Origin of the sequence: Kribbella sp. CA-294648 (genome assembly GCF_050943845.1) — a bacterium.
In the GTDB taxonomy this organism is placed as follows: domain Bacteria; phylum Actinomycetota; class Actinomycetes; order Propionibacteriales; family Kribbellaceae; genus Kribbella.
The window spans coordinates 2,025,236-2,050,866 of sequence record NZ_CP191981.1; the positions used below are offsets into that span (position 1 = coordinate 2,025,236).

The window sequence follows — 25,631 nt, forward strand, 5'->3', positions numbered from 1 at the left end:
GGCGCGGTGGACGACTGGTGTGGCAATCTGCCGTACATCCGTCCATCCCCGGTGGCGTACGTCGAGCTCCTGCCCCAGTACCCCGCCAGATGACTGTCAGCTTTGGGAGACGATGACGATGATCATGCCGGTTTCGTCCTCGAGATTGAGTACGTAGTGGCTACCGATGTCGTACTGCTGCGGTCCGCCCGAAAATTCAAAGGAGCGCTCGCTTTGAGTAGGCGGCGCCTTTCGCCGGCCGCGACCCAGACAAGGAACGAGATGACGACCACCCCCGACTTGGCGAGCCTCGAAGCGCGCTTTTACCGCGGCGACGAGACCGTCATCTCCGAAATCTTCCGGCTCTATTCCGGCCCGATGTACTCCGCGGCGTACAGCATGCTCGGTAACCGGGATATGGCGGCGGACGCCGTCCAACGTGCCTTCGTCCAGGCGTGGCAGGCCGCGTCGACCTACGATCCCGCCCGCAGCCTCAAACCCTGGCTTTACGCCATCACGCGACGCGCCGCGATCGACGTCTACCGCCGCGAACGCCGGCACACGGACCACCTGTCGCTCAACGTGTTCGGCTACCACGAGACCGACTCCACGGCCGATAATAAACCGACCCGCGAGCTGGACGTCGACATGGTGTGGAAGACCTGGCAGGTGCGCGAGGCGCTCGACCAGCTTCACCCCGACGAACGCAACGTCCTCCAACTGGCCTATTACGACGGCTACTCCCAGAGCGAGATCGCCAGCCTGCTCAACATCGCCCTCGGTACCGTCAAGAGCCGCACCGCCCGCGCCCAACGCAATCTGGCCGCTCTCCTGACCCACCTCAAGGACTCGGAATGACTCTCGCGACGGACACGAAGACAGTCGAGGGGCTCGTCAGCCTCGGCGACCAGTACCTCGGCCGTACAGCTCCGTTCGAGGCCGACCGGCCGTGGTGGTCAGAGATCGCCGACACCACCGCACGTCTGGAAACGTTGCTGGGCGTTCCCGCCCTGGTCCTGCGCCTCGTCCACGCCGACCGGACCGATGTCGGGTACGGGGGCCGGGTCGTCTACCACGTCCAGGTCACCTCACAGCCCCGATCCGACGCGCTCGACCGAACCCCGATGGCCGAGTGGCCGGAAATTGCGCGATCTCATCCGCTCCGGGCGCCATGGGCGGACGCCGACGGTCCGCACCACCTGATCGAGTGGGCCACCGAGCAGGTAGGGGTACGTCGGCCCGTGCAGGTGAAGACGTGGAACCTTTCCTGCCTGATCCGACTCGAGGACGTCTGGGCCAAAGCGACCAGGAGCTTCCAGAGCATCGACGCCGAGGTCATCGACCAGGTGCGGAGGCACGATCCCGGGCTTGCGCCGCGAGTGGTCGCCGTAGACACGGTCAACCGCTGGTCGCTGCTCGAACACGCGCCCGGGGTCGACTGCTGGGAACCGGACCCCGAAACCGCACACGACGTCGTCAGTCGGTGGGTGGCGGTCCAAGCGGCGCTCGCTCAGCGCGTTGTGAACGTGCCGGAACTGCTGCCGCACGACCTATATGGCGAACTGGACAAACTCCTGGCCGGCGACGCCGGCCGGCAGTTGACCGCCGACGAGCGCGCACAGGCAGAGCAACTCCTGCACGGTCTGCCGGATATCGTTGCCGATTTGGAATCCGCCGGACTCCCGATCACTTTGGTGCACGGCGACTTCCACCCAGGGAACTGGCGCTCGGATGGAACGCGGCGGCTGATCGTCGACTGGGCGGACAGCTACCGCGGCCACCCAGCCACGGACCTCGACCGACTACTGGGCTGGCTACCAGCGGACCAGCACCCCTCGCTGATCGAAACCTGGGCCGTGGCCTGGCGCGAGCAGTACCCGAACAGCCAGCCGCACCTGTCGCTGTTGCCGATGCGGGTCCTCGCCCGCCTCATCGGCGCCGTCACCTACCAGCGCTTCCTCGACAACATCGAACCAGACGAGCGCGTATACCACGAGGGCGACCCTGCGGCCCAGATCCGCGCGGCCCTGACCGCGTACGCACAACTGCGCGGCGAGTAGTGCCGGGCGGCACTCATGCCGGCGTTGACCAAGTTCCTGTCCGGTGATACTCGCGCGTCCACCCGATATCGGTCGAGTTTAGAACCAATCCTGAGCAAGACCCCACTTGTCGGTCGCTGACCCGGTATCGTCGAGGCGAGGTCAGGTCTTCGTCGTTGATGATGTACATATCGGCGTCCAGGGCCGCTTCCCGTGGCCTCCACCGTCACCAGGTTTCACTCGAGATTCCAGCCCCAGCGGCGCTTGGCTCAGCTTCTGCCCACCTGCGTGAGACCGCACACGCCGAGGCTTCCTGAAAATCTCGGGAGTCACCAGGCGGGGTGCCGCGCCGAGCACCCCGCCTGGGTGTAGTCGGGTGGGTCGTCACGACACCTTGATCATCCTCAGCCCGTTAACACCCGGGCCGATCTCGACCATGTGCTGTCCATTGAAGGCCAGCCGCATCAGCGAGAGCCTGTTCTGCAGCTCGAACTTGCTGTTCAAGAACTCGGTAATGTCGCGACGCATCCGGCATACCGCGGACTGGGACTGGGACTGGCGACAGCCACCTGTGCGCGGCTCTGTCAGGAGCTGATGGAGACCGCCGACGAAATCACGCTGGACGTTGCTGCCTGCATTGCCGCGGCGGTGGCGTGCTACTGGGGACTTGGCTTCTCGACGTTCGCCCAGTACGAACAGGCAGCGTTCGTCCGTCGGTCGTGACCGAGATTGGGTGGGAGATTGGTGGGTAATCCCCATCCGGTGGCGGAGTCGGTCGGGCACTCTTCGTGGTGTCGAACCGACACGGGTCTGCTGATCGATGCAGGCGGCAACGACCCGATCCCGTCCGCCAGGAGGAACGCCATGGAACTTCGGCTGCTTCAAAGTGAGACCGAACGCGAACAGTTCGAGCAAGGAATGACCCAGGCGCGTGCAGCGCGTGCCGACGGTTTCGTCGAGAAGCCGTCGTCGATGGTGGGCAGACTGCATCTGGCGTTTGGCGAGCTGTGGGCTCTGTTCGACGAGACGAGCAGTACGCCGGACCGGATGCTCGCCGGGTTCGCGATGCACAGGCTGGACCGGTTCGGTCAGAGCCATTGCCTGCCCGATCTGACTCACCTGCCGCCGGACGACGTGGTGGAGGTGGGCGAGGTGTGGTCGATCCATCCCGGTGCCGGTCCGCTCGCGGTCCAGGCCGCGACGATCGCGGTGGAGTTGGCCGGCGCGACTACCGCGTTGAGCTACCTCATCTGCGCCCCAGTGAACACGACTGGCCGCTACCGCTACCACCGGGCGATCGGCGGCCCGATCGAATGGCCCTACGTCGAGACGCTCACCGGCGAGAAGGTGTACGTCCAGCCGATGGTGCTGGACGGCGCGAATCTCCAGCGCCTGACCACGTTGGCGCGGCGCAGCGGTTTCGAAGTGGTCGACGGGAATAAATGCATCCGGTACGTGAGTCGGGACGAGACGAGTTCGAAGGCGGGACATGCGCTCGCGCTGATGTCGACGGCCACGACGCAGGCCGTGATGGCTCCCAAGGTTCCGGTCGAAACGATCCAGCAGCCGGTGAGGCGACGTACAGCGGTTCGAGAGCACCTGGCCGCAACCCTCTGAGAGGTCGTCACGATGAAGTTCCCGTTCACCCGTCGAACGGCGCTGATGGCGGGCGCCACCGTCATCGCGGGCGTTTCGTTCGTCCAGCCGTCGTACGCCGCCGATACGTTCCGGACGTTGGCCGACGGTAGCCGTGTCAGCGCCGATCTCAAGCAGTTCGAGCCGGCGTCGGCACGCAATAACACGCCGATTCAGTTCGTCAAGGCGTTCACCCCTGACCGGCGGTTCACCGGCGCGAACGTCGGTGACCCGAACACGCCCAAGACCCTGCAGTGGGCCGAGATCCCCGCTCCGAACACGGGGTTCCGGCTGCTCCGCAATCGGGCGACCCGGCTGTGCCTGGACATCGAGCTTGGTCGGGAGGCCGGGTTGGCGGGTGGATCAGATCAGAGCGGTGGGGTCGGCGCCAGACTCGTCGCGCGTCAATGCGACGGCAGCCTGAGCCAGCAATGGAAGGACCTGTCGCGCGGCCAGACCAATCCACACACCTTCCAGAACAACTGGACCAAGCTGATCTTCACCAAGTCCGGCACGGCCGCGACGCTCCAGCCGATCGCCCGCGGGCTCACCAATCAAAAGTTCTTCCAGAGGTTCGTCGAGATCGGTTGACAGTACCGACACTGACGAAAACACGAAGGCCGGGGCCCCTACAGGGCGCCCCGGCCTTCGTGCTGTCCGGATCAGCCGGTCAGGTCCGGGATGTCCCCGGTGAGCACGATTCGGCCGGACGATGCCGGACCTTCGCCGATGTGCTGAAGAGTCACAGTCACTGTTGGGTAGTCACTTGGTGAGACGCCGGACCAGAGGACAACGTTCTTCGAGCCGCCGCGCAGGTGAAAGGTGCCGATGGACACGAGACCTTTGCTGCCCTTGACCCAGCCCTGGTAGTAGCTGTCGGCCGGTGCCGGCGGAAGACCATCAACGTCCAGCGCGAACTCGATGCCCGACACCGTCTCCATAACGGAGGCCTTGGCAGAGGCGCCCTGCGCGAGAGCCGTACCGGCCATGGTCATCTCAGCACCTCTCGAGCCGGCAAGCACGGCGGTCACGGCACCGGCCGACGCCAACAATGCGGCCGCAGCCGCGGCCAGCCGTACACCGCCCCCCGCACCGCTGAGTCTGCGCCGGAGCGGCACCACGTTGGTCGACCGCGGAGCGGCCGACTCCCTGAGCTGTTCGGTCACCTTCGCCTCGAGCCACGCCGGAGGCTGCTTCCATACCGTGTCATCCCGGAGGATCTCGGTCACGTCGGTGTCAAGGCCGAGGGAATGCGCAGGCATCGCCTCTCGCGAATCCCCGAGACCGTTCTCGTCGTACATCGACCTCAATCCCACTTTCCCTGTCGACCGAGCTCGGAGACTCGGAACCGTTGCTTGCTGAGCACTACGCCGACGCACAGCAGACCGGTTGTCCGAAACGCTTGTAGCATGTGGATCAGGAAAGGTGAGTGATGGCGAGGGACGACGAGCTCGATGAGATCGGGGACATTCTGAGGAGCGAGGCTGTCTGGGCACTCCTCCCGGGCGACCTCGAGCAGCGGATCCTCGGAGAGATTCGGGCCGATCGCGTCGCGATCGGCCTGACCGGGACCGCACTGATGCCAACTGCTCGCGCCAAGGGCACGCTGCGGCAGGTGCCCGACGGCAGCCTCGAAATCACTCTGTACTTCACCGGCCTGCCTTCGGCCAAGGCGGTCTACCGGGCCTGGCTCGGCGAAGGTGACGGCGCCGACGTACGGGCGATCGGGGAGTTCCGGCTCTCCGGCGGCAAGGGCCAAGCTGTGCTTCGGCCTGCTGCTGCCCCGCCTGGCGCGACGATCACCGTCACGATGCCCGGCGAGGACGGGCCGATTCTGGTCGGCGAGCTACCCCGCTAGTCCCGTCAGCGGTTCCTCGAAGTTGTGCTGGGCGTTACAGACCGTCCGCACATGCAGTACCGGTCGTCCAGTAGCTCAATACAGCACAAATCGATCCTCGACCCTCGCCGGTTCGCCGCACCCGGGGCAGGTCATTCCGCCGACATCTTCGATTCGTTCCTCGGTCGTCGACCCTCCGCTCGCGGTGTCCTGGGTCGAGCGTTGGCTTGCCGACGGCGTCCGTGAATCGGTGATCGCTACCTATCTTTCACGGCCGCCGCTGGTGATCCGATCGCGCCCGGGGCGACGTACAGCCGCGTGAGAACACATCACGGATGGGGCGCACAATCATGGACTCGAAGGCGGAGCAGGTCGATACGGTCGTTCTGCGCAGCGGTACCCGACGGCATCAACGACCTCGATCGCCGGGAGCGGGCACGCTCATCGTGCCGGCTCTGGCGGGTGGACTGGTGGCAGTCGCCCTCGGGACGTATGGACGTTCCCATGCTCCGACGGGTCGGCCGCTGGCATTGCTGATCGGGTTCACGGCAATGACACCGATGAAGGCATGGCTGGCCACCTTCGCCGCGGTGCTGGCGATCGCCCAGGTGATCTCCGCGGCGTGGATGTGGGGGAGGCTGCCGACCGAACGCACGGCACCTCAGTGGCTTGCGCAGGCACACCGCTGGAGCGGTTCGATCGCGTTTGTGCTGACGCTCCCGGTCGCCTACCACTGCCTGTGGAGTCTGGGGTTCAGCACCTTCGACCTCCGGACCGGATTGCACTCGGTCTTCGGCTGCGCGTTCTACGGCGCGTTCGCTACCAAGATGCTTGCCCTCCGCACCAAGCGGTTGCCCGGCTGGGCTCTGCCGTTGTGCGGTGGCCTGCTGTTCGCCCTGCTTATCGGCGCGTGGGCGACCGCCTCAGTGTGGTACTTCAGCCAGTCCGACGTGCCGTTGCGATGACCCGGAAGATCAAAGGAGATGTCATGAAAGACCAACCCGGCAACGACATGAGCCGGCGATCGGTGCTCCTGACCGGCGGCAGTCTGGCCGTCGGCGTGGTGCTGACCGGGTGCGTCGTGGAGCAGGCTGCTCCGCCGGCTGCCCCGAATCCCGCGCCTGCTGGTCAGCCCAGCTCGGGCGGTCAGCCGAGCTCGGCGCCCGCTTCGGAAGGCCCGGCCGGTGGTGGTGCCGCCGCACTGACCAGCGCTGACAAGGTGCCCGCAGGCGGGGGCGTCGTACTGGCCGACCAGAAGGTCGTGGTCACCCGGGACGGAAGCGGTGCACCGCACGCGTTCTCGGCGGTGTGTACCCACCAGGGATGTCTTGTCACTTCGGTCGAGGGCGGCACGATCAACTGCCGATGTCATGGCAGCAAGTTCGATGTCAGCAGCGGGGAACCCGTTGGCGGCCCGGCGAAGAAGCCGCTTCCTCCGATCGCCGTCGAAGAGCGCAACGGCGCCATCTTCCAGGCCTGAGGGCGGTAGCGATGCTGAAGAACCTCCCCACCACCGTCTGGCTACTGGGCGCGGCGGTGACGATCACTTGTTTCAGTCCTGTCGTCGGCCAGGTCGTGACCGCCGCGCCCACGGCCGCAGTACAGCCCTCCGCGCCGGCAACAGCGCCGACTCCGCCGACTGCCGAGCAACTGACCCCGACCCCCACCCCGTCCGCGGAACCATCGGCCGGTGCGTCCGGGACTCCGGCTCCAGGCATGCCGACCGCCACCGATGACCCTTCGGCCGAGGTGGCTGGTGCGCTCGTGAAGGCTGGTACGACGAAACTCGGGCAGACCGCCGTAGACGCGGCAGGGAAGACGTTGTACCTGTCCGTCCTCGACGACCGCGACCCGCCGCGATCGGTGTGCCGAAGCGCGGCATGCCTGGCGGCGTGGAAGCCGCTGTACCTGTCGAAAGACCAGGAGAAGCCGGTCGCTGGTGACGGTGTCGATCCCGCGTTGCTCGGTGCTGTCTCTCGACCGGACGGCAGCCGCCAGGCGACTCTGAACGGTTGGCCGCTGTACACGTTCGCGCAGGACCAGCTCCCGGGTGACGTCCTGGGTGAGGGCCTCAAGGGCACGTGGCGCGCGATCTCGCCCAACGGCAAGAACGCAGTGTCAGCCGGTTGAGGGCGAAACCTGCGATCCGATTCGCACCGAGCACTCGTACTGCTCGGCACCAGACCGACCCGATACCAGGGGACATGATGAAGAAACTGTGGTTCGGGATCGCCGCGGGCGCGGTGATCGCAGGACTGACCGGCTGCGGTCAGAGCAGTACGCCGGCTACCGGCCCGGCGACGCCGCCGGCGGGATCCGGTACGCCGGTCGCGTCCGCGACGACATCGGCGCCCGCACCGTCGGCGGTGGCGGAGTCACCGTCGATCCAGGTGACGCCGGCCCCGATCTCGCTGGCGGTGCGGACCGGGACGGTAGCGGGCCGACAGACGGACATCGTCACGATCAACGGCTGGACGGCGTACCGGTTCGAGAAAGACGAGGACAAACCGCCGAAGGTGAACTGCGCCAACGACTGTGTCCTCACCTGGCCGCCCGCGGTGACCGATAGCAGCAAGCTGCAAATCACAGGAATCGATCCGCAACTAGTCGGCACGGTGACTCGGGCCGACGGCTACCAGCAGGTGACCCTCAACGGGTGGCCGCTGTACCGGTTCAAGGACGACAAGACCGCGACGGACACCTTGGGCGAGGGAGCCGCCGGAAACTGGTCGGCGGTCCGCCCGGACGGCAAGCCCGTGGTGCCGAAGGGCAACTGAGCGACGAGCCCCTCATCCGCTGCCTCGGGTCCATGCCCCGACACCCGATGGCGGCCTCTGTGGCCGGACGACGAACTCCGATGCGTCGTCCGGCCACCTTGCCGTTTAAGCCGTCGACGAGAGTTGGACTGACGAACAATGAACGAGACGCCTGGATCTGGTGAGGGAGACGGCACTGTGTCTGCTGAACTCGATTGGACGCAGGATCTGCATGGCACTGGGATTATGCCGATTTTGCGGTCCGGCTCGGTTTGGGCAGCAGTGCCTGATGGGCTCGAGCAGCGGGTGCTGAACGAGCTGGTTTCCGGGGTCGCTGCGCCGTCCCAGCCGGCTGAGCCGCGACTGGAATCTGTACCACGTGCTCGCGAACGGCGCCGGATCCCCAGATGGACTGTGCTGGCTGTCGCCGCCGGTGTACTCGTGGCGTCAGGTGTCGGTGTGATGGTCCTGCGGCCTGACCCACGGGAGGTTAACCTGGCGGCTCCAGGGGTCGCCGGTGGCTCGGTCCAAGCCACGGCCGAAGTCCACGAGACGCCGTCCGGAGCCGAGATCACCTTGAAGACGAGGGGACTTCGCCCAGCGCCGCCCGGGCACTACTACCAGGGCTGGCTTGCCGGTGCCGCGGGGTCGGTCACCATCGGCACCTTCCACCTTCGTGACGGTACCGACGACGTCGTGCTGTGGTCCGGCGTCGCCGTGCGCGATTATCCGAGAATCACAGTGACACTGCAGATCGAAGGTGCCGGACCGCAGTCGTCCGGCGTGCTGGTGCTCAGAGGTCAGATCCCGGGTAGTCGCTGAGGAGTGAGTCGTTTCGGCTGAGACCGGCTAGGCGCCGCTGCTGGGTGCGGCGAGCGACGGGTGTGACTGGCCGACCGTGGCCGTCAGAACGGCGATGGCGCGACGAAGTGCTGCTCGGCCGCAGACCGCGATCCGAGGGTCTGGGCCAGAACAGCAGCATTCGCCCAGCGTCATCGCCACCTCTGGGTGGTCTGTGCCGAGCATGGTTTCCATATTCTCGGGCCACGGTCGAGGTGCCGCTGGCGCGCCGTAGTCGCCGAGCCGGTAGGACAACGCGCCGAGGTTGTGCAGGATCACAGTCGGCTCCAGGCAGTCGTCTCCGACGACCCTTTCGTACGTCGTCAGCACCTAAAGCAGGATTTGATTCGCTTCGTCGAAACCGCAGAGTTCCATCAGGACCGCGGCCAGCGCCGCGTTGTCAATTGCGACATCAACGTGCCCGGAACCGAGCAGTATCGTTCGCTGCTCGGCTGCCTTCCGGATCCACCCTTCAGCCTCGGCGTAACGGCGCTGGGCGTGGGCACGGGGGATCAATCAGGTGTTGATGGAGCGGGAAGGGCCATTGGCGGTGTTGACGGACGCCGCCAAAGCAGGCCGGAGCGCTGTCGTCTTGGTGGCCGGCGAGGCGGGTATGGGCAAGACCAGCGTTGTCGACCTCTTCGCCCGTCAGGTGGCGGACCGCTCTGCGGTATTCGTGGGCGCGTGTGACGACCTATTGGTGCCACCGGCGCTCGGACCGATTCGCGAAGCGCTGCGAGATGTGGCCGGACCTGTGAAGCGGGTGCGTTGACGATTGCCCGCAACAGCGCCGTGAAGGCCACAACCACAGCGAGCAACCAGATCAAGGCTCTGCTGGTCGGCGCCGACCAGGCACTGCGCGACCAGGTGCTTGTCCAGAGCCTGCTGCAGATGGCCACTCGGTGCAGCGAGCTCGCACCCATCGATGGCCAGCACGCGGCACTGGCCAGCCTTGGCCGGCGCTGGCTCCAGCTCCACCAAGAAGTCCTCCAACTCGACACGATGCTCCAGGCCCTCATCCGCCGTACTGCTCCCGACCTGATCCATCGGCCCGGCATCGGCATCCACACCGCCGCACAACTGCTGATCACCGCAGGCGGGAACCCTGAGCGGCTCCACAGCGACGCCGCCTTGCAGCGCTTTGTGGCGTCAGCCCAGTCCAGGCCAGCAGCGGACAGACACACCGACACCGGCTAAACCGCGGTGGCGACCCCGCCGCCAGCAACGCGCTGTGGACTATCGCCAACAACCGCATGATCCACGACCAGCGGACCCGCGACTTCGCCGAGCGGCGACGCTCCACCGGCGACAGTCGCAACGACACCCTGCGCGCCCTCAAGCGGTACATCACCCGCGAAACCTTCGCCATCATCCTGCCGCGCTCGACACCACACGCGACCTCCAGCAAGCCGCTTGACATGGGGGCCTCAACGCCCTGGCCGAGACCCACATGGGTCTGTTCAAGTCCGAACTGATCCACTCCTACGGGCCCTGGAAAGGCCTTGACCACGTCGAAGCAGCAACGCTGGACTGGGTTCACTGGTTCAACACCGCCCGCCCTCACGAGTCCATCCAGGACCTCACCCCGATCCAAGCCGAACAAACTCACTACACTCACCGAACCCGTCTCGCCGAGGCCGGTTAACACCTAACGAAGCCTCCGGACACGCCGGGGTGGCTCACCGGCAGAGTGGGCAGCGGCCGTGCTGGGCTCGTAGGAGCCGCAGTGTGGTCGTGCCGACCGGGGGTGGGTTGCGGCGGCGCCGCTGGGCCTAGTAGTCGGTCAGGGACGGGTCGTCTGTGGACGCCGTTCCTGCCACCATCCGGTGCCGGACGATCGGTGTCCAGGCGAACTTGCGCAGGTAGAAGCCGGTCTCCCGGCTTCCGAATATCCACGTGTCCTGCCTGGCGGGGTTGAACTTGCCGAAGTACCGGGCGATCACCCAGCGCGTCGGCTTGTTCGGATGCGAGAACTTGGCCCACTTGTAGGCCAGCCTCCACATGTGTGCGTCCAACGCGTTGAAGGCGCGTTTGGACACCCCGATCCGTAGTAGGCGGCCCACCCGCGGATGATCGGGTTGATCTTGGCGATCACCGCGTCAGCGTTGGACCCGCGCAGGGCCCTCATCTCGGTGGACAACCGTTTGCGGATACGTCGCATCACTTCGTTGCTCGGCTTGGTCAGCAGTTTGCCGTTGGGGTAGCGGCGAATGGTGAACCCCACGAAGCCACGCCCCGGTCAAGGTGCGCGATCTGGGTCTTGGTCTCGTGAAGACCAGACCCCCAAGGGCCAGCCATTCGGCCTGCCGCGCCTTGAGCGGCGAACATGTGCCGCGCCCCCCTCCCACGAACCGGGGGCCTATCCTCGCCGGACGGCCCCGATCCATTTGGGACGAGGGCCGCGAGCAGGGACTCTTGAACGCTTCGATCACCTCCCGCGCATGCTGCGGCGCCGCCGCGAACATCGTCGACGGAGGTGAATCCATGCCATGATCACCACGCCGAAGACCGACGCCTCAGGTCGTACACCGTCCCACATTCGAGGTAGTACCCTGACATCCCGAGCGGCCCGCCCCGTCGACCTCGCCAAGAGTCTAGCGAGCCCGCGGTCGATGGTCTTGGTCAGGGTCATCTCGTTTGCGGACTCGGCCAGTTCGTTTCGCGAGTTGCTCGCGGGGGTCTGTTCGTCCCGATAGCCGGCCTTCGCGGCCTCGGCGCAGAGCGCGATGAGCAAAGTGCGACTTGCGGCTGCAGAATCCGTCCACGACCAGACACAGCGGCAGGCCAATCTCGACGCTCTCGGGGGTTGCGAGGAGACGGATCACGGCGGGATCGCTTGAGGGCGACGAAGGACGACAGCCCGCGTGAACCGAGCGGATGGGCACGTGCGTATAGCTTGTCAGTCCCCATGGCGGCCGACGCTCCGGCCCCGAAATCGGCACCCCGGCAACTCGGTGTCTCAGCGCCAGCCAGACGCCGGATTATCCATCGCTCTACGAAAGGATCCCCGTGGCTCTCGCGATCCGAACCGGCTGGTTCACTGAAACTCAACGGACACCTTGGTCTCACCGGGCAATCTAGGAGACTACGGCTGGCCCCTCGGAGGCAGGCAGTGGAGCGTCGCTGTCACCACACGAAGGACGCACCTCCTGCCGGGAGGCTGTTGGGTCGCGACGGCTAAGGACACACCGCGTGTGCTGTGCGAGTTCCTGACTCGGTCACCCGGCCGTGCTGCCTCCTGTTGCCGCGCATAGCGACCTCCTGGGCACGTTCCGCAGCAAGGTCCACGACTGACCATCAAGCCAGTACGGCAAACAAGGCGAGAGGGCACATGACGGACTCCCAAACTTCGCACACAGACGCCAGTCGGCTCCTGCAACTAATGACCGGCGCCTGGACCACAAAGGCAGTGCACGCCATGGCCCGCCTCGCGCTCGCTGATCACATGTCTGACAGCCCGCAGTCGACCTCGAGGCTGGCGCACCTCACCGACACCCACCCGGCCGCACTGGATCGACTGCTGCGGTACCTGACCGGCCTAGGTTTGCTTCACCGCCCTAACGAGGACTGCTACGCACTCACCGCGATGGGTCGCCGGGACTGCCCCGGGTTTAGTTGGCTCGCGGGGTTGGGTGGTTCAGGCCGCGTGTGCGGCAGGTTGAATCATCTCAAACTCGATAGGTGTGAGCTTGTTGAGGCGGCGTTGCCGGCGCCTGCGGTGGTAGCTGGTTTCGATCCAGGACACGATCGCGAGTCTGAGTTCTTGGCGGCTGGTCCAGCGTTGCCGGTCGAGGACGTTCTTCTGGAGGAGGGCGAAGAAGGATTCCATCGCGGCGTTGTCGCCGCAGGCTCCGACTCTGCCCATCGACCCGCGCAGTGAGTGGGCTTTGAGGACCCGGACGTATTTCGTGGACCGAAACTGGCTGCCGCGGTCGCTGTGGACGATGAGCCCGGCTGCAGGTGTGCGCAGAGCGATCGCGTTGCGCAGGGCCGTAACGGCCAGGGACGCTTTCATGCGCGAGCCGATGGAGTAGCCGACGATCCGGTTGGAGTAGACGTCCTTGACCGCGCACAGATACAGCTTGCCCTCGGCGGTGGCGTGTTCGGTGATGTCGGTCAGCCAGACCAGGTTCGGTGAGGGCGCGGTGAATACCTTCTTCACGTGGTCGTCGTGGACCGGCGGGCCGGCCTTGCGGTTCAGTCCGCGTTTCTTGGCGTGGATCGACCAGATCCGTTCCTGGCTGCATAACCTCGCGACCCGGTTCTCGCTTACCTTGTGGCCTTGGTCGGTGAGTTCGTCGGCGATGAACCGGTACCCGAACGCAGGGTCGTCGGCGTGGATGTCGCGGGCCGCGTTGATCAGAAAGGCGTTGTCGAAATCTCTTTGTGTGACAGGATTCTTGCGCCACTTATAGAAGGCTTGCTTGGAGAAGCCGAGCACCCGGCAGGTCACCGTGACGGGGATACCGTCGACGGCCAGATCGAGGACCAGCGGGTACATCATTTTGGGTTGATGTCGCGGGCGAAGTAGGCCGCGGCTCGGCGCAGGACCTCGTTCTCCTGTTCCAGCTGCCGGACCCGCTTCCTGGCCTCCCGCAGTTCGTCGGACTCGTTCTGGGACGCTCCGGACCGGTTCCCGTCTTCGATATCGGCCAGCTTCAGCCAGCGCCGCAGGCACGACGGTGAGATCCCGAAGTCCTTCGCGATCTGGCTGACCGGCGCCTCACCTTTCCGGGCCAGAGCGACCACATCGCGACGGAACTCCTCAGGCAACGCTTTCGGCATGACAGACATCCTTCCAGCAAGGACCGAAGTCCTCACAGATCAGGAGTCAACCGAACCGGGGGCAGACCCGCCTGATGCACACCGAGGCGAGCAACTCCATGCATCCTCTCGCCGATCTCTACGGAGGGCCGTTCTACCAGGCATGGGGAGAGTTGGAGTACTCATTGCGCACCGGCGAGGACGCCTTCGCAAAGGTCTTCGGCACACCTTGGTTCGACTACATCTCCCAACATACTGAGTTGGCCGAGACTTTCCACAAGGCCATGCAGTCCAGCTCCGCGTTCTTCACCGCGCTGCCAGAGGCTTGTTCATTCGCAGACGACGAAACAATCGCTGACATCGGAGGAGGCAATGGCGCCCTACTCGCAGCAATTCTCACCGCCCACCCCGGTGTCCGGGGGGTGCTGCTGGAGACAACCAGCGCCTTGCCTGTCGCACGTCGCAATCTTGCCCAACGAGGACTGCTGGACCGGTGCACGCTGCGGGCGGGGAACTGCTTCACGCAGGTTCCAGCCGGGGCCAGCACGTACATCATGGCTCGAGTGCTACATGACTGGGACGATGCGGCGTGTGTAAAGGCGCTGCGGGCCTGCCACGCTGCCATGGCACGCGGAGCCCGCTTAATCATCGTGGAGCGGCTGCTACCGGACGACGACTCATACGCCACCGCTCTCGCGTTCGATATGCACATGATGGTGGCAAACCCAGGTGGTCGTGAACGGACATTGGCGCAGTACAACTGGCTAGCAGCAACCGCCGGCTTCACCACCGCGACTGTCACCGCCCTCCCATTGGACTTCTTCGCCGTCACGATTCAGCCCACGCTGAGCAACGGAGACCAGACATGACCTCCACCTACCTTCTCGGATCCAGCAACGAAGAACACACCCGACTCCTCCTACAGTCCGACCTCCACCGGGATGCAGCCGAACAACTCTTTGCTCAGATCGGCGTCACCAATGGCTGGAGCACCGCCGACATCGGCTGCGGCCCCCTTGGCTGCCTCGACACACTTGACGCACTCGTAGGCCCACGAGGCACCGTTCTCGGAATCGACCAAGACCAGCGTATGGTCAACTGGGCGCGACAATCCATCAGCGCCAAACACCTGACGCACACTTCTGTGGTTCAGGGCCGGGGAGAGCACACGCGGCAGCCAACCGGCACCTTTGATGTTGTTCACGCCAGGCTCCTGTTGGCGAATCTTCCCACCCCAGAGGCCGTCGTCAGACACATGGCCGACCTAGCCAAACCAGGCGGGTGGGTAGCCCTGCAAGACATCGATTGCACCAGTTGGGGGTGCGAACCGGCGCACCCGTCATGGCAGCCGTTGGAGGACGGATTCGCTGACATCGAGGGACTCGACGTCTACGTCGGCCGCCGCCTGCCCGCTCTACTCCGAAGCGCCGGCCTGGACAGTATTCGCACCACGGCCCACGCCTATGTGTGGTCTCCCGGCGATCCCTATCACACTCTCCTCATCCAATTCGCCCAGCAGTTCCGCGACAACATCCTCGCACAGCGTCGCCTGACACCCGACGGATTCGACCAGCACATCGCAAACCTGAAAGCACATCTCTCAATGCCCGGAACACTTGTATTTCACCCGCTGCTGATACAGGCCTGGGCCCGCAAGCCAGTGCCCGATTGACAAATTGCCTAGTACGGCAGCCGGACTTCGTGATCGTCATGTCGGGATGGCCTGTTGGCGGTGGTAGTGGCTGGTGCGGGCACGGTGTTGGTGTCGGCGTCTGGGGATCGACCAGCGCACCTGGTGTTGGCGGTCGCGCATCGGCTGGTTGATGAAGGTGTTGAACAGGCGCTTGATCTCGTTGCAGGTCAACGCGATCAGCGAATGTTCTTGTGGGACTGGGGTGTCGGCCTTCTCGGTCACGGCGACGACGGCGAGGAAGGCGTAGGCGAGCATCGCGAGGAGAGTCCAGCGTCGCCAGCTGGTCCAGCGGCGGACCTGGTGCTGATCGAGACCGGCGAGGGTCTTGCTGGCCTGGAAGCTCTCTTCGATGGTCCAGCGACGCCCGGCCACGCGCACGAGCTGGCGTAGTGGCACGGGCGCGGGTGCCCAGCACCGGTAGTAGGCCAGCTCACCGGTGGTGTTGTTGCGGCGGATCAGTAGCCACCACTGGCCCTCGACCTCGGCACGCTCGGGGGGTGGATGCTGATCCAGGCCCAGTCGTAGTAGCGCGGGCCCTTCGACCCGTTGCCGGCGGACAGTCGTTGCCATGCCTTGCGTGGCAGGCTCGCGGCGAGTTCGTCGGCACGGAACTTGCCGGCGTCAGGGCGAACCTGGTGGTTGCAGGCGACCGCAAGCACGTAGCCGACGCGCGGTCTTCCAAGGTCTCGCGCAGTGTTGGGTCGGCGCGTAGACCTCATCACCTGCCACCCAGCCCGCCGTCACGCCGGCGTTCAGGGCGCGGGTGATCATCTCGGCCGCCAGCGCCGGCTTCGTAGCGAACTCCACCTCGGCCGGAACACCGGCCTGGCTGCGCCGGTCGGCATCGTCGGCCCAGACCTGTGGCAGGTAGAGCTCGCGGTCGATCAACGCGTGCCCCGCCGCGGTGGCATAGGTGAGGTAGACCGCGACCTGGGCGTTCTCGATCCGGCCTGCGGTGCCGGTGTACTGGCGCTGAACACCGACGGTATGCGTGCCCTTCTTCACGTCGCCGGTCTCATCCACGACCAGCAGCGCGTCCAGGCTGCCGAGCCGATCGACGACGTAATCGCGCAGGTCATCACGCACCCCGTCATCGTCCCATTTCGCCTTGCACAGCAGGTGTTGCAGCCCGTCCGGCGACTCATGCCCGGCATGCTCGGCCAGCGTCCAGCAGTTCTTCACCGCCACATCCGACATCAACCCCCGCACCGCGTCACCGGCCAGTCGGCGCGGCTCCACCCGCGCGAACCGGCCCGCGACCCGCGCCATCAACGCATCGAACTCCGCCCGCCACCGACCCGGGTCTATGCTGTGACCCACGGCCACCGCCACATCATCTGGTTTCCACACAACTCCGGATCATCGAGCGGTGGCCCGCCCTCACTCACGCCGCCGCGCCCATCATCACGAAGTCCGGCTGCCGTACTTGACGCACTCCCTGACGATGACGCCGTTGCTGGTTGCCGACTGCGTGAGGCAAACGGCGATTTGGCGGTTGCCGGCGGTCAGGATCGGTTTGTCCAGCCGATAGCTTTCGGCGCCGTTTGAATGCGTGATCACCAGCCACCGCTGGACACCCAGGGGCTCGGCGAGGGAAGGCCGCTTTGGTAGAGCGGGCGCCGTTGTAGAGGTCGGTGGCGGCGAGCGCCACCGCACTGTGGCAGGCCTTGATGAGGTAAGTCAGTGTGGCCGCTGTTCTGTGCCGCCGGCGCACGGCAGCGCCGCGATCGTCGTCAGCGACGCCAATGCTCCCAGGCGCGCTGGCCGGCCGCGAAGTGCTGATGTCGGGACTCACATTCGTCAACCCGAGCTGGAACAGACCGCTTCACGAACCAGGCGGTAGGCGAACTACGTACCGGTTTCGAACAGCTCCCTCGCGGAGCGCCCTATGCCCAGGGCGGTTCATAGGAAGCACCCTAGTTTCAGAGGAACGACATGGTGAATTGGAGCAAGGCAAGGAGCGGACGGCGTTGGTCGCTAGGCGTCGTAGCAGGGCTGGCGATCGTTGCGATGTTCGCAACCGCAGCGAGCGCTGATGAGGTCGCGAAGAAACCTGTGGTGAGCGCTTCGGGTCCCTCCGGACCGGTTCCGGCGGGCTTCGATTCGTGGGACAGGTTGTACGCCGAGCAGGCTCGGCTGAACAGGGCAGCCAATCGCCTGTATATTCCCGAGGAGCCGGGGTATGCCGGGCTTGTGGTGGCTCCGGAGAATCATGAGGTCCGCCTGTACTGGAAGGGCAAGCCTTCCGCCGCCGCGGACGCGGCGGTCATGGCGGCTCGTCGGGACGCGCCGGTCAGGGTGTTGCCGGCGGCGTACTCGGAGAAGGAACTGCTGGCCGAGGCAGATCGGTGGATCACCTCGGGTGAGAACGTCACATTGGCCGCTCCCAAGGCCGACGGCAGCGGGGTCAGCATCGGCGTTTCCGCACCGGCGACGGCAGGAACGCCGCGGGTCGCCGGCGGATCCTCGGTGCCGATCACCTTCGAGTACAACTCGAACCAGCGGCAGACGTACGATCGACAGAATGACTCTCCTCTCCACTACGCGGGCGGCTGGTTCGGATGCTCCCTCGGGTTCGCGATTCGCGACAACTCGACCGGACGGGACGGCTTCCTCACGGCGGGGCATTGCATCGTCACTGGCACCGACATCTACGACGGTGGTGGTGACTATCTGGGCAAGGCGAAGTACGACGTCGGGAACAAAGACACCGGGACGATTGAGGCGGGCAGTGCAGCGCGGATGTTCACCGGTCCCTACAACTCCAGTACAAGCCGGCCGGTGGGTTGGGCGCAGAAGAGCTATGCGGGCAACTGGGTGAACAGCTCCGGCGCGGTGACAGGCGAACTCGGCGGCGTGAAAATCCTCGACACCACGGTGACGATCATCACGCCAACGAATGGGACGATCTACAATCTCGTCCGCGGTGAGCATTGGAACAAGGCATGCGCCAACACCTATGGGAACAGTGGTGGCCCCGTCTTCGCCTACCCGGGCGGTGCCAACCAGCGAGTCATCGCGTACGGCATCGTCAGTGCGGCTGGGGGCCGCGAGACCTACTGCCCGGGCCTGGCCCCCAACAACAAGGGATTCTCCCAGGTCCTGTACGTCGACGTCACGAGGCTCCCCGCTCTGCCAATCAGCCTCAAATTCTCTTGAGTCAAAACAATACGACAGGCGGTAGCGGGCCATCAGCGCTTGACAGCAGTGACGTGTGACAGGTGAGTCCTCGGACGGGTCGGCCCCAAACCCATCACTCGACGCCTTCGGCTGATGTCGATCACGCCGACTCAGAGGCCGATCAAGCCGAGGGATCGCGCAACGGTGAGCTGCCCTGCCGAGGTCTCCGAACAATACGAAACGCAGCCGCTTGGCGATCTGGTGGTAGCCGTCAGCCTGACCAACTCGCGGAGCGCCCGGACAGCACCGCGAAACCATCGCATCGGTGCTCAGGTCGGCGGTTGTCCAGAGGTGGACTACGCTCGGAGGGAGACTATTCAGCATAGAGCCGTCATGCCGATCGGTTTCGCAGCGTTCGACTGATCAGCGAACCTGGTCGCTGTCCGAGCTGACCATCAGCGACGCTCAACCGCCTCGAAGTCCTTGCCGCGAAATGAGCCAAGCGCACTGAGTCCGCGTTGTTCCAGCGCGACTCCGGTGTTCCGCTGACGTACCACGCGGAACCGTTGTCCGCGACGATCAGGCCGTAGGTCTTCATCGCCTCGGCCACGACCCGAGCGTGTTGCGGAAGCTTCGACACGTCGGTACCGGCCTTCAGGTGCAACCGTAGGCCCCATGGGCGGCAGGTTCTTGTCGGAACTTAAGTACGCGGCGTGCCGGGCCAGCCAATGGTACGCGTTCTGGCTCGTCGGAACGGTCACCCGAATGGCGTGGTTGATGCGGCTAGCGGCTACCGCCTCGTACCGAACCAGACCTGGCGCGATCGGGAGGCCGGCCGCTTCCGCCGAGGTCCATCCCTTGAGGCCGCAGCCGTGAGGGGGAAGATCGCTCCCGAGCCCGCGTGCCGCGCCCCCGGATCGCGGGTGGGAATTCCACGTTTCGTAAGGCCGACAGCTCGACTTGTCGACCACCAGGAGGTACCGGTCACCGCCGCTGCCCGGCCCGCCCTCTATCGACGCGTTCGCCGGGTGGGGTACGCCCCTGTCGCTCTCGGAGTCGTAGTCGAACGTCACTGGAACGCGGGCGGGCGGTTCGAGCCGTGCTGAATGGTCAATGTCACAGGGCCCTGGCGATCCGTTCGCCGGTACGCCAGGTATGCGGGCACGGGCGTGATGAACCGAGGGCGGGCATCCCGGCGTATTGGTGGGTGATTGCGTTGACATCCCAATGTCTGAGGAGATGGGAGATCGCCATGGACTGGCGGCATCAAGGTGCGTGCCTCGACGTAGACGCGGACCTGTTCTTTCCCATCGGCTCGAGCAACGCCGCATACCACCAGATGGAAGACGCCCGCAAGGTCTGCATGCGCTGCCCGGTTCGAGAGCAGTGCCTGGCCTGGGCCCTCGAGAGCGGCCATGAGCAAGGTATCTGGGGCGGAACGACCGACGACGAGCGTCGTCTACTGCGGCGCCGAATGTCCAGGCACGCGCGGAGTGCGTAACGGCTGGCGGTTCACCTCTGCGTGGTCCACGCGAACCGTCCACCTCGAGGCTGACCATCTCGGCGACAGCGCCGGATGCGTTGCTCCCATTGAGCAGCAGGCGTTGCGGCCGAGGTCCCGGCGGATCTCGAGCTCCACCGTACGCCGGCCCGAGCAGCGCTCCCCTGCGACCGAGTGGGGGTTCTAGACTGCTGGTGACGGGGCCATCGCACCGGACCGTGTGCTGAACCGCGCCACCGAGGTGCCGAGCCGGTTTCCATACCAGCTCGATCACAAATACCTGGGCGACTGTAGTTCTCCGTCGGCTCGTCCGGCCTGATCACGCAGAACCACGGGGACATGTGCGCTTGGCCGGCTGCGCTCACTCTTACTCTCCACCCTGCCGCGAATGCCGCCGCATCGAATAGCGCGAGCTTGAGCGTAGCTGGACGCTGCTTCGTCACTGCTTCGTGCGGCGTCGCAAACTGGTGGCTGACGATGCGAATTGATGAGGGGCTTCTCTTGCTGCTCGGCGGCTCGGACTGCTGGGCTGAGCCGCCAAGCTCAGCGGGGGGTGAAGCCTCAGTTGACGGCCGCTTTGACCTCGGTTTCGTGGAGTTTGAGCCAGGCCTCGAAGGACTGCATTTCGGGGTTGAGGTCGCGGACCAAGGTGAGGTCGCGGTCGCCGGTGAAGCGGGTGGAGTCTTCGGCGTAGTACTGGAACATGTTGGCGAACTCGATGGCCATCGGGAAGCCGAGGTTGCGGAATTCGTCCCAGGTGTAGGGGTGGTAGGTGACCGGTTCGCCCAGGGTGGTGCTGAGGGCGGTGGCGTACTGGCTGCCGGTCAGGTGGTCGCCGGCGATGCTGACCGTCTTGCCGATCAGCTCGTCGCCGCGCTTGAAGATGCCGAGGGCGGTCTTGCCGATGTCCTGGGCGGCGATGCCGGACAGCGGCTGGTCGGCCATCGGGAGGGTGAGGACGAGCTTGCCGTCCTCGCCGCGAACCGGGCCCATGCCCTGCAGGATGGCCTCGAAGTAGAAGGTGGTCTGCAGGAAGGTCGTCGGTACGCCGTACTTCGTGAACAGCTCGTTCGCCTCGCCCTTCGCGTCGAAGTGCGGCACCTTGTACCGGCCGTCGTCGAGGCTCGGCACCCGGTCGGTCTCGCCGAAGTGGTCGCGGGTGTCCTCCAGCGTCGACCAGATCACGTGGGCGACACCGGCCTCCTTGGCGGCGCGGGCGGCGTTGTCGGCCTGCGCGAGCTCCATGTCGGCACGGGTCCGGCCGGCCTCTTCCTCCGGCGTCCGCGGGACCCAGTAGTTGGTCACCACGTAGGCGCCGTGCGCGCCGTCGAACGCTGCCCGCAGGCTCGCCTCGTCGTCGAGATCAGCCTCGACGACCTCGGCGCCGGCGGCAGCCAGGGCTTGCGCCTTCTCGGACTGCGCGCTCCGGGTCAACGCCCGTACTGCGAACCGCTGCTCGGGATCGGCCAGGATCGCCTGAACCAGCCCGCCGCCCTGCGAACCAGTCGCTCCGACCACGGCGATGAGCAACTTCTCGGTCATCGAATATCTCCTCGAGTCATTGGAGTTGATGTGTCAACCTGAGAACGACAGTACCGCAATTGGTTGATGTGTCAACCCTGGGCGCTATGATGACGAGGTGGCGAACGAACCGTGGCTGGACGAGGACGAGCAGCAGGCCTGGCGCGGCTATCTGCTGATGAACAAGACGCTGGAGACACACCTGACCCGGCACCTGCAGCGGGAGTTCGGCCTGTCCGCGTCCGACTTCGAGATCCTGGTCAACCTGTCCGAGTCCGCGACCGGCCGGATGCGCGCGTTCGAGTTGGGGGAGGCGACGCAGTGGGAGAAGAGCCGGATGTCGCACCACCTGTCCCGGATGGAGAAGCGGGGCCTGATCCGCAAGGAAGCCTGTGACGCCCGCTACCCGGAGATCGTGCTGACCGACGAAGGGCTGGCCGCGATCAAGGCCTGCGCGCCGGCTCACGCGCGACGCGTCCGCGAGTTGTTCGTCGACGTCCTCGGCAAGGACCGCCTGGTGGCGCTCGGCGAGGCGGCGGGCGAGGTTGTCGCGGAAGTGGAGAAGCATCAGCAGACGAACTGCCCACCGGAGATCCGCGGCTACTGCTGAGCGTCACGCCTGGCCGACTCTGGCCGGCTGAGAGGGCTTCTCAGTCAAGTCTCAGCAGAACTTGATCTGAGCTTGAGATTCCCTTGGCGTGCGTGTGAGGCCGCCGCCGCGAGGCTGCTGGCATGGTCACCACGACGATCGATCCTCATTCCGGCCGCGCCCGCTGGCTGCGCAGATCGACGGCCGCCGCCGTCGCCACGATGGTCCTCGGGGTCACCGGGACCGGCCTCGCCGTCGGCATCCTGTCCGCCCGCCAGCCCGACACGGCCGGAGGCGGCGCCGAAGCAAGCAGCGGCCCAGGCAACAGCGGCACAGGCGACAACGGCACAGGCAACCAAGGCAGCACAGGCGGCAGCACCAGCGACAACGGTGGCAGCGGCCTGGGTTCGGCGCAGCAGGGTGCGCCCGCGCAAGGCGGGAGCCACGGCTCATGAGCGCCTCACGCACCTGGCAGGCCTGGAGCTGCACGGTCCGCCTGACCGTCGACGACCCCGTCGTACTCGGTGCGGCCGCGGGCGCCCTCAAGGCGCTGATGGATCGAGTGGACAAAGCAGCGAGCCGGTTCAGGCCCGACTCCGAGTTGTCGGCGGTCAACACCCGGGCCGGCTCGATGGTCCCGGTCTCGCGACTCCTGGTTGACCTGGTCGACGTGAGCCTCGTCGCGGCCTCCATCAGCGGCGGCGCCGTCGACCCGACGGTAGGAGCCGCAGTACTGGCCGCCGGCTACGACAGCGACATCGAGTCAGTCAGGAACCGCCTACCCAAGCCCACTGGACCTGCGAGCCCAGCACCCGGCTGGCAGCAGGTGAAGCTCAACCGCAAGGTAGCGATGGTCGGGATCCCCGAGGGAACCTCTCTCGACCTGGGCGCCACAGCCAAGGCTTGGACCGCGGACAGAGCCGCACTGGTCCTCAGCAAGCGCCACGGCTGCGCAGTACTGGTGGAGATCGGTGGTGACCTCCGTGCCGCCGGTACGCCGGCCGAACCGTGGGTCATCGAGGTAGCAGAACGCGCAGGCGACCCAGCTGTCGCCGTAACCCTCGCCCACGGAGGCCTCACCACCTCAACCCGTACTACGAGGAGCTGGTCAACCGCAGCCGGACAGGCTCACCACATCATCGACCCGAGGACCGGCCAGCCAGCAGACGGCCGCTGGCGAACAGCATCGGTGTGGGCGCCAACCGCAGTACGAGCCAACACCTTCAGTACTGCGCTCGTCGCGACTGGCGAGGCAGCACTCGGGCGCCTGACCCTGGCTGGGCACCCGGCGCGGCTGGTAGCCGACGATGGCGAGGTCACCGAGTTGTCTGGCTGGCCTGCATCGAGCAAGGCCGCCTGATGAGTCTGTGGTACCTAGCCCGGGCTTCTGGTGTGACGGCCCTGATCTTCTTCACCCTGGCCGCCTCACTGGGCGTCCTCGGTTCAAGCAGCCTGCGACCTGAGCGCCGGTTCTGGCTGCAGTACGTCCACCGCTCAGCGGCTGTCACCGGCCTGCTACTCCTCGCGGCCCACGTGATCGCAGTAGTGTCCGACAGCTTTGTGGACATCAGCCTGTCAGTCATCGTCTGGCCCTTCGGCTCCGGCTACCGGCCGTTCGCGATGGCGGTCGGCGTACTGGCTCTCTACAGCCTGGTCATCGTGGCAGTCGTTGGAGCGGCCCGAGGCCGGCTGGCGCGATCGGAAGGGTTCACCAAGCGCTGGCGCTCGATCCATGTCGCCGCGTCCGTCGGCTGGCTCTTGTCGGTCGGCCACAGCCTGCTGGCCGGTACTGACCGCAGCACCCCGTGGATGCTCGCAATCACCATCACCTGTCTGGCCGCCGTCGGTGGCTCTGTCGTCGCAAGGCTTCGCAGCCGACCGGTCACTCGCTTGGTGAGGACCACATGACCTCGCTGCGGACGATCGGGACACCACGACTGCTGGCCGGGCTGGAGCAAGGCCGTGCCGACCTGGGACGGCATCTCGCCACCCAAGGGCCGCTCCCAGAGATCACCAGGGAGGCCTACACCGAGCTGGCGGCTGCCGTCGGGCTGCGCGGCCGCGGGGGAGCCGCATTCCCGGTGGCACTGAAGCTTGCCGACCTCCCTGCCAAGGGCATCGAGGCAGTGGTCGTCAACGGCTCCGAGAGCGAGCCGGTCAGTCGCAAGGACCGAGTACTCCTCACCATGGCGCCACACCTGGTACTGGACGGTGCTACTGGGCTTGCTCGCGCTCTCAAGGCTCGGCTGGTCGTAGTGGCCGTCCACGACGCTGCAGCCGCTTCGTCGGTCCGGGCCGCCCTACTGGAGCGAAAGGACGGCGTAGAGGTTCAGGTGTCGGATACGCCCGGCCGCTTCGTCGCGGGGGAGGCCAGGGCTGTCCTGAGCGTGCTGGAAGGAGGCCCGCCCCTCCCGCCCGGTCGGAAGGTGCTGCCGACGAGGAAGGGCTACCACCGCCGCCCGACCTTCCTCTCGAACGTGGAGACCTTCGCACAGCTCGCAATACTGGCCAGGCTCGGCTCCCAGGCGTTCAGTAGCACCGGCCTGATCAGTGAGCCCGGCACCCAGCTGCTGACGATCGCCGGGGCTGTTGAGCAGCCAGGAGTCATCGAGACTCCCACCGGCACCCCACTAGAGGCAGTACTACGCTTCGCCGTCGCGTCGCCTGGGCCGGTCCTGGTCGGCGGCTACCACGGCAAGTGGCTGACCACTCCCGGGGACAGGTCGAACGTAGCGGCAGGCATCGTGCTGGTACTCGGTACGGACACCTGCCCGCTCGGCGAGGTCCACCGGGTCGCCCAGTGGCTGGCAAGCCAGTCAGCCGGGCAGTGCGGTCCCTGTGTATTCGGTCTCGCCGCCCTGGTCGACGACTTCGAGCGGCTACTGGGCGGCGACCCAGCCGGCTGGCACGACGCTCAGCGGCACCTGGGGCTCGTACCGGGCCGTGGTGCCTGTGCCCATCCCGACGGGTCGGCGCGATTCCTGGCCTCGGCGCTCGAGGCTTTCGACGACGACGTCCGGCTGCACCTCGCCGGGTGCTGCGGCCGCGCAGTACAGGGCGTCCTGCCGGTTCCGGGAGGTGCCTGGTGAAGAAGGTGAGAAAGCTGGAGATCGACTGGACCCGCTGCGACGGCCACGGCCTGTGCGGGACGCTCCTGCCCGACGAGGTCTGGCTCGACGAGTGGGGTTTCCCGGTCCTCCGTGGCCGCGAGATCACCCGGGGTGAGTTGGCGAACGCGCGCCGCGCGGTACTGGCCTGTCCTGCCCTCGCGCTGCGGCTGGCCGGGACTGTTAAAGGTGATCCGTAAGGCATCGGAAAGGACCGTCCCGGCAGCACACCAGTGACCGAAGTGGACTA

General features: G+C 66.0%; 31 protein-coding genes and 3 pseudogenes. 26 read left to right on the plus strand and 8 right to left on the minus strand.

Going from position 1 to position 25,631, the window contains the following annotated elements; translation table 11 throughout:
• Positions 1-261: 261 nt before the first annotated feature.
• From ACQPYM_RS09830 to ACQPYM_RS09850, 5 genes are all read left to right on the plus strand, one after another.
• Positions 262-837 (plus strand): RNA polymerase sigma factor, encoded by a 576-nt coding sequence (locus ACQPYM_RS09830; RefSeq protein WP_433018141.1) that lies wholly within the window; start codon positions 262-264, stop codon positions 835-837.
• Positions 834-2,039: an aminoglycoside phosphotransferase family protein gene (locus ACQPYM_RS09835; RefSeq protein WP_433018144.1), complete on the plus strand. Its 1,206-nt coding sequence runs from the start codon at positions 834-836 to the stop codon at positions 2,037-2,039. Before ACQPYM_RS09830 ends, ACQPYM_RS09835 begins: the two co-directional genes overlap by 4 nt.
• A gap of 417 nt (positions 2,040-2,456) precedes the next feature.
• Entirely contained in the window at positions 2,457-2,741 is a 285-nt protein-coding gene (locus tag ACQPYM_RS09840) for a GNAT family N-acetyltransferase (RefSeq protein WP_433018147.1), read from the plus strand.
• Between the two features lie 141 nt (positions 2,742-2,882).
• Positions 2,883-3,635 (plus strand): hypothetical protein, encoded by a 753-nt coding sequence (locus tag ACQPYM_RS09845; RefSeq protein WP_433018150.1) that lies wholly within the window; start codon positions 2,883-2,885, stop codon positions 3,633-3,635.
• A 12-nt stretch (positions 3,636-3,647) separates the two neighbouring features.
• The gene (locus ACQPYM_RS09850) at positions 3,648-4,244 is read left to right on the plus strand and encodes an RICIN domain-containing protein (RefSeq protein WP_433018153.1); all 597 of its coding nucleotides are present in this window, start codon (positions 3,648-3,650) and stop codon (positions 4,242-4,244) included.
• Between the two features lie 71 nt (positions 4,245-4,315).
• Here ACQPYM_RS09850 and ACQPYM_RS09855 read toward each other — a convergent pair whose 3' ends face one another.
• Positions 4,316-4,915, minus strand: coding sequence for an anti-sigma factor (locus tag ACQPYM_RS09855; protein ID WP_433018156.1), 600 nt, complete (start codon positions 4,913-4,915; stop codon positions 4,316-4,318).
• 170 nt (positions 4,916-5,085) lie between these two features.
• Between ACQPYM_RS09855 and ACQPYM_RS09860 the strand changes: the two genes are divergently transcribed.
• The 6 genes from ACQPYM_RS09860 to ACQPYM_RS09885 all read left to right on the plus strand — a co-directional run bounded on the left by ACQPYM_RS09860 (position 5,086) and on the right by ACQPYM_RS09885 (position 9,068).
• A complete protein-coding gene (locus ACQPYM_RS09860; protein WP_433018159.1) occupies positions 5,086-5,511 on the plus strand; it encodes a hypothetical protein in 426 nt (141 codons plus the stop codon).
• 329 nt (positions 5,512-5,840) lie between these two features.
• Positions 5,841-6,455 (plus strand): DUF6529 family protein, encoded by a 615-nt coding sequence (locus ACQPYM_RS09865; RefSeq protein WP_433023236.1) that lies wholly within the window; start codon positions 5,841-5,843, stop codon positions 6,453-6,455.
• Between the two features lie 23 nt (positions 6,456-6,478).
• Positions 6,479-6,970 carry a Rieske (2Fe-2S) protein gene (locus ACQPYM_RS09870; protein WP_433018162.1) on the plus strand — a complete coding sequence of 164 codons (492 nt, stop codon included), beginning with the start codon at positions 6,479-6,481 and terminating at the stop codon, positions 6,968-6,970.
• A gap of 11 nt (positions 6,971-6,981) precedes the next feature.
• Positions 6,982-7,620, plus strand: a complete 639-nt coding sequence (locus ACQPYM_RS09875; RefSeq protein ID WP_433018165.1) for a COG4315 family predicted lipoprotein — start codon at positions 6,982-6,984, stop codon at positions 7,618-7,620.
• 74 nt (positions 7,621-7,694) lie between these two features.
• Positions 7,695-8,267, plus strand: a complete 573-nt coding sequence (locus ACQPYM_RS09880) for a hypothetical protein (RefSeq protein ID WP_433018168.1) — start codon at positions 7,695-7,697, stop codon at positions 8,265-8,267.
• Positions 8,268-8,492: 225 nt separating this feature from the next.
• Positions 8,493-9,068, plus strand: a complete 576-nt coding sequence (locus tag ACQPYM_RS09885; RefSeq protein ID WP_433018171.1) for an anti-sigma factor — start codon at positions 8,493-8,495, stop codon at positions 9,066-9,068.
• A 27-nt stretch (positions 9,069-9,095) separates the two neighbouring features.
• Here ACQPYM_RS09885 and ACQPYM_RS09890 read toward each other — a convergent pair whose 3' ends face one another.
• Positions 9,096-9,416, minus strand: coding sequence for a hypothetical protein (locus tag ACQPYM_RS09890; RefSeq protein ID WP_433018174.1), 321 nt, complete (start codon positions 9,414-9,416; stop codon positions 9,096-9,098).
• Positions 9,417-9,612: 196 nt separating this feature from the next.
• Between ACQPYM_RS09890 and ACQPYM_RS09895 the strand changes: the two genes are divergently transcribed.
• The 4 genes and pseudogenes from ACQPYM_RS09895 (at position 9,613) to ACQPYM_RS09910 (ending at position 10,731) form a co-directional block, all read left to right on the plus strand.
• Positions 9,613-9,858 (plus strand): ATP-binding protein, encoded by a 246-nt coding sequence (locus tag ACQPYM_RS09895; protein WP_433023238.1) that lies wholly within the window; start codon positions 9,613-9,615, stop codon positions 9,856-9,858.
• Positions 9,855-10,283 carry a hypothetical protein gene (locus tag ACQPYM_RS09900; RefSeq protein WP_433018177.1) on the plus strand — a complete coding sequence of 143 codons (429 nt, stop codon included), beginning with the start codon at positions 9,855-9,857 and terminating at the stop codon, positions 10,281-10,283. The genes ACQPYM_RS09895 and ACQPYM_RS09900 overlap by 4 nt, the downstream gene beginning before the upstream one ends.
• A pseudogene (locus ACQPYM_RS09905) lies at positions 10,262-10,561 on the plus strand (hypothetical protein); the annotation flags it as partial. The gene ACQPYM_RS09900 and the pseudogene ACQPYM_RS09905, both read left to right, overlap by 22 nt.
• Positions 10,537-10,731, plus strand: coding sequence for an integrase core domain-containing protein (locus tag ACQPYM_RS09910; protein ID WP_433018179.1), 195 nt, complete (start codon positions 10,537-10,539; stop codon positions 10,729-10,731). The pseudogene ACQPYM_RS09905 and the gene ACQPYM_RS09910, both read left to right, overlap by 25 nt.
• 127 nt (positions 10,732-10,858) lie before the next feature.
• On the opposite strand, the pseudogene ACQPYM_RS09915 reads toward ACQPYM_RS09910, so the two are convergent.
• Positions 10,859-11,247 (minus strand): annotated as a pseudogene (locus tag ACQPYM_RS09915) (group II intron maturase-specific domain-containing protein).
• A 1,257-nt stretch (positions 11,248-12,504) separates the two neighbouring features.
• Between ACQPYM_RS09915 and ACQPYM_RS09920 the strand changes: the two are divergent.
• Positions 12,505-12,621: pseudogene (locus ACQPYM_RS09920) on the plus strand (hypothetical protein); the annotation flags it as partial.
• A gap of 102 nt (positions 12,622-12,723) precedes the next feature.
• On the opposite strand, the gene ACQPYM_RS09925 reads toward ACQPYM_RS09920, so the two are convergent.
• Positions 12,724-13,871, minus strand: a protein-coding gene (locus ACQPYM_RS09925; RefSeq protein WP_433018181.1) for an IS3 family transposase whose coding sequence is annotated in 2 segments (ribosomal slippage) — positions 12,724-13,601 and positions 13,601-13,871 — 1,149 coding nt in all. Because the reading frame shifts where the segments join, the coding sequence is not laid out codon by codon here.
• Positions 13,872-13,945: 74 nt separating this feature from the next.
• On the opposite strand from ACQPYM_RS09925, the gene ACQPYM_RS09930 reads away from it, so the two are divergent.
• Together ACQPYM_RS09930 and ACQPYM_RS09935 are read left to right on the plus strand one after the other, a co-directional pair.
• The gene (locus ACQPYM_RS09930; protein ID WP_433018183.1) at positions 13,946-14,719 is read left to right on the plus strand and encodes a methyltransferase; all 774 of its coding nucleotides are present in this window, start codon (positions 13,946-13,948) and stop codon (positions 14,717-14,719) included.
• Positions 14,716-15,522: a methyltransferase gene (locus ACQPYM_RS09935; protein ID WP_433018186.1), complete on the plus strand. Its 807-nt coding sequence runs from the start codon at positions 14,716-14,718 to the stop codon at positions 15,520-15,522. The genes ACQPYM_RS09930 and ACQPYM_RS09935 overlap by 4 nt, the downstream gene beginning before the upstream one ends.
• A gap of 36 nt (positions 15,523-15,558) precedes the next feature.
• Here the strand turns inward: ACQPYM_RS09935 and ACQPYM_RS09940 are convergent, their stop codons facing one another.
• The 3 genes from ACQPYM_RS09940 to ACQPYM_RS09950 form a co-directional block, all read right to left on the minus strand.
• Positions 15,559-16,113: a hypothetical protein gene (locus ACQPYM_RS09940; protein ID WP_433018188.1), complete on the minus strand. Its 555-nt coding sequence runs from the start codon at positions 16,111-16,113 to the stop codon at positions 15,559-15,561.
• Positions 16,114-16,164: 51 nt separating this feature from the next.
• Positions 16,165-16,812 carry an IS701 family transposase gene (locus tag ACQPYM_RS09945; RefSeq protein WP_433018190.1) on the minus strand — a complete coding sequence of 216 codons (648 nt, stop codon included), beginning with the start codon at positions 16,810-16,812 and terminating at the stop codon, positions 16,165-16,167.
• A 135-nt stretch (positions 16,813-16,947) separates the two neighbouring features.
• Entirely contained in the window at positions 16,948-17,103 is a 156-nt protein-coding gene (locus tag ACQPYM_RS09950) for a hypothetical protein (RefSeq protein WP_433018192.1), read from the minus strand.
• A gap of 498 nt (positions 17,104-17,601) precedes the next feature.
• Here ACQPYM_RS09950 and ACQPYM_RS09955 point away from each other — a divergent pair, with 498 nt between their 5' ends.
• Both ACQPYM_RS09955 and ACQPYM_RS09960 read left to right on the plus strand, forming a co-directional pair.
• Entirely contained in the window at positions 17,602-18,702 is a 1,101-nt protein-coding gene (locus ACQPYM_RS09955) for a hypothetical protein (protein ID WP_433018194.1), read from the plus strand.
• Positions 18,703-19,915: 1,213 nt separating this feature from the next.
• A complete protein-coding gene (locus ACQPYM_RS09960) occupies positions 19,916-20,164 on the plus strand; it encodes a WhiB family transcriptional regulator (protein ID WP_433018197.1) in 249 nt (82 codons plus the stop codon).
• A 561-nt stretch (positions 20,165-20,725) separates the two neighbouring features.
• Here ACQPYM_RS09960 and ACQPYM_RS09965 read toward each other — a convergent pair.
• Positions 20,726-21,706 (minus strand): NmrA/HSCARG family protein, encoded by a 981-nt coding sequence (locus ACQPYM_RS09965; protein ID WP_433018200.1) that lies wholly within the window; start codon positions 21,704-21,706, stop codon positions 20,726-20,728.
• Positions 21,707-21,803: 97 nt separating this feature from the next.
• Between ACQPYM_RS09965 and ACQPYM_RS09970 the strand changes: the two genes are divergently transcribed.
• The 6 genes from ACQPYM_RS09970 to ACQPYM_RS09995 all read left to right on the plus strand — a co-directional run bounded on the left by ACQPYM_RS09970 (position 21,804) and on the right by ACQPYM_RS09995 (position 25,581).
• Positions 21,804-22,295 (plus strand): MarR family winged helix-turn-helix transcriptional regulator, encoded by a 492-nt coding sequence (locus tag ACQPYM_RS09970; RefSeq protein WP_433018203.1) that lies wholly within the window; start codon positions 21,804-21,806, stop codon positions 22,293-22,295.
• A 122-nt stretch (positions 22,296-22,417) separates the two neighbouring features.
• Entirely contained in the window at positions 22,418-22,729 is a 312-nt protein-coding gene (locus ACQPYM_RS09975; RefSeq protein ID WP_433018206.1) for a hypothetical protein, read from the plus strand.
• Entirely contained in the window at positions 22,726-23,634 is a 909-nt protein-coding gene (locus ACQPYM_RS09980) for an FAD:protein FMN transferase (protein WP_433018209.1), read from the plus strand. Before ACQPYM_RS09975 ends, ACQPYM_RS09980 begins: the two co-directional genes overlap by 4 nt.
• Positions 23,634-24,182, plus strand: a complete 549-nt coding sequence (locus ACQPYM_RS09985; protein ID WP_433018212.1) for a hypothetical protein — start codon at positions 23,634-23,636, stop codon at positions 24,180-24,182. Before ACQPYM_RS09980 ends, ACQPYM_RS09985 begins: the two co-directional genes overlap by 1 nt.
• Positions 24,179-25,363: an NADH-ubiquinone oxidoreductase-F iron-sulfur binding region domain-containing protein gene (locus ACQPYM_RS09990; protein ID WP_433018215.1), complete on the plus strand. Its 1,185-nt coding sequence runs from the start codon at positions 24,179-24,181 to the stop codon at positions 25,361-25,363. Before ACQPYM_RS09985 ends, ACQPYM_RS09990 begins: the two co-directional genes overlap by 4 nt.
• Positions 25,360-25,581 (plus strand): ferredoxin, encoded by a 222-nt coding sequence (locus ACQPYM_RS09995; RefSeq protein ID WP_433018218.1) that lies wholly within the window; start codon positions 25,360-25,362, stop codon positions 25,579-25,581. The genes ACQPYM_RS09990 and ACQPYM_RS09995 overlap by 4 nt, the downstream gene beginning before the upstream one ends.
• The last annotated feature ends 50 nt before the right edge of the window (positions 25,582-25,631 follow it).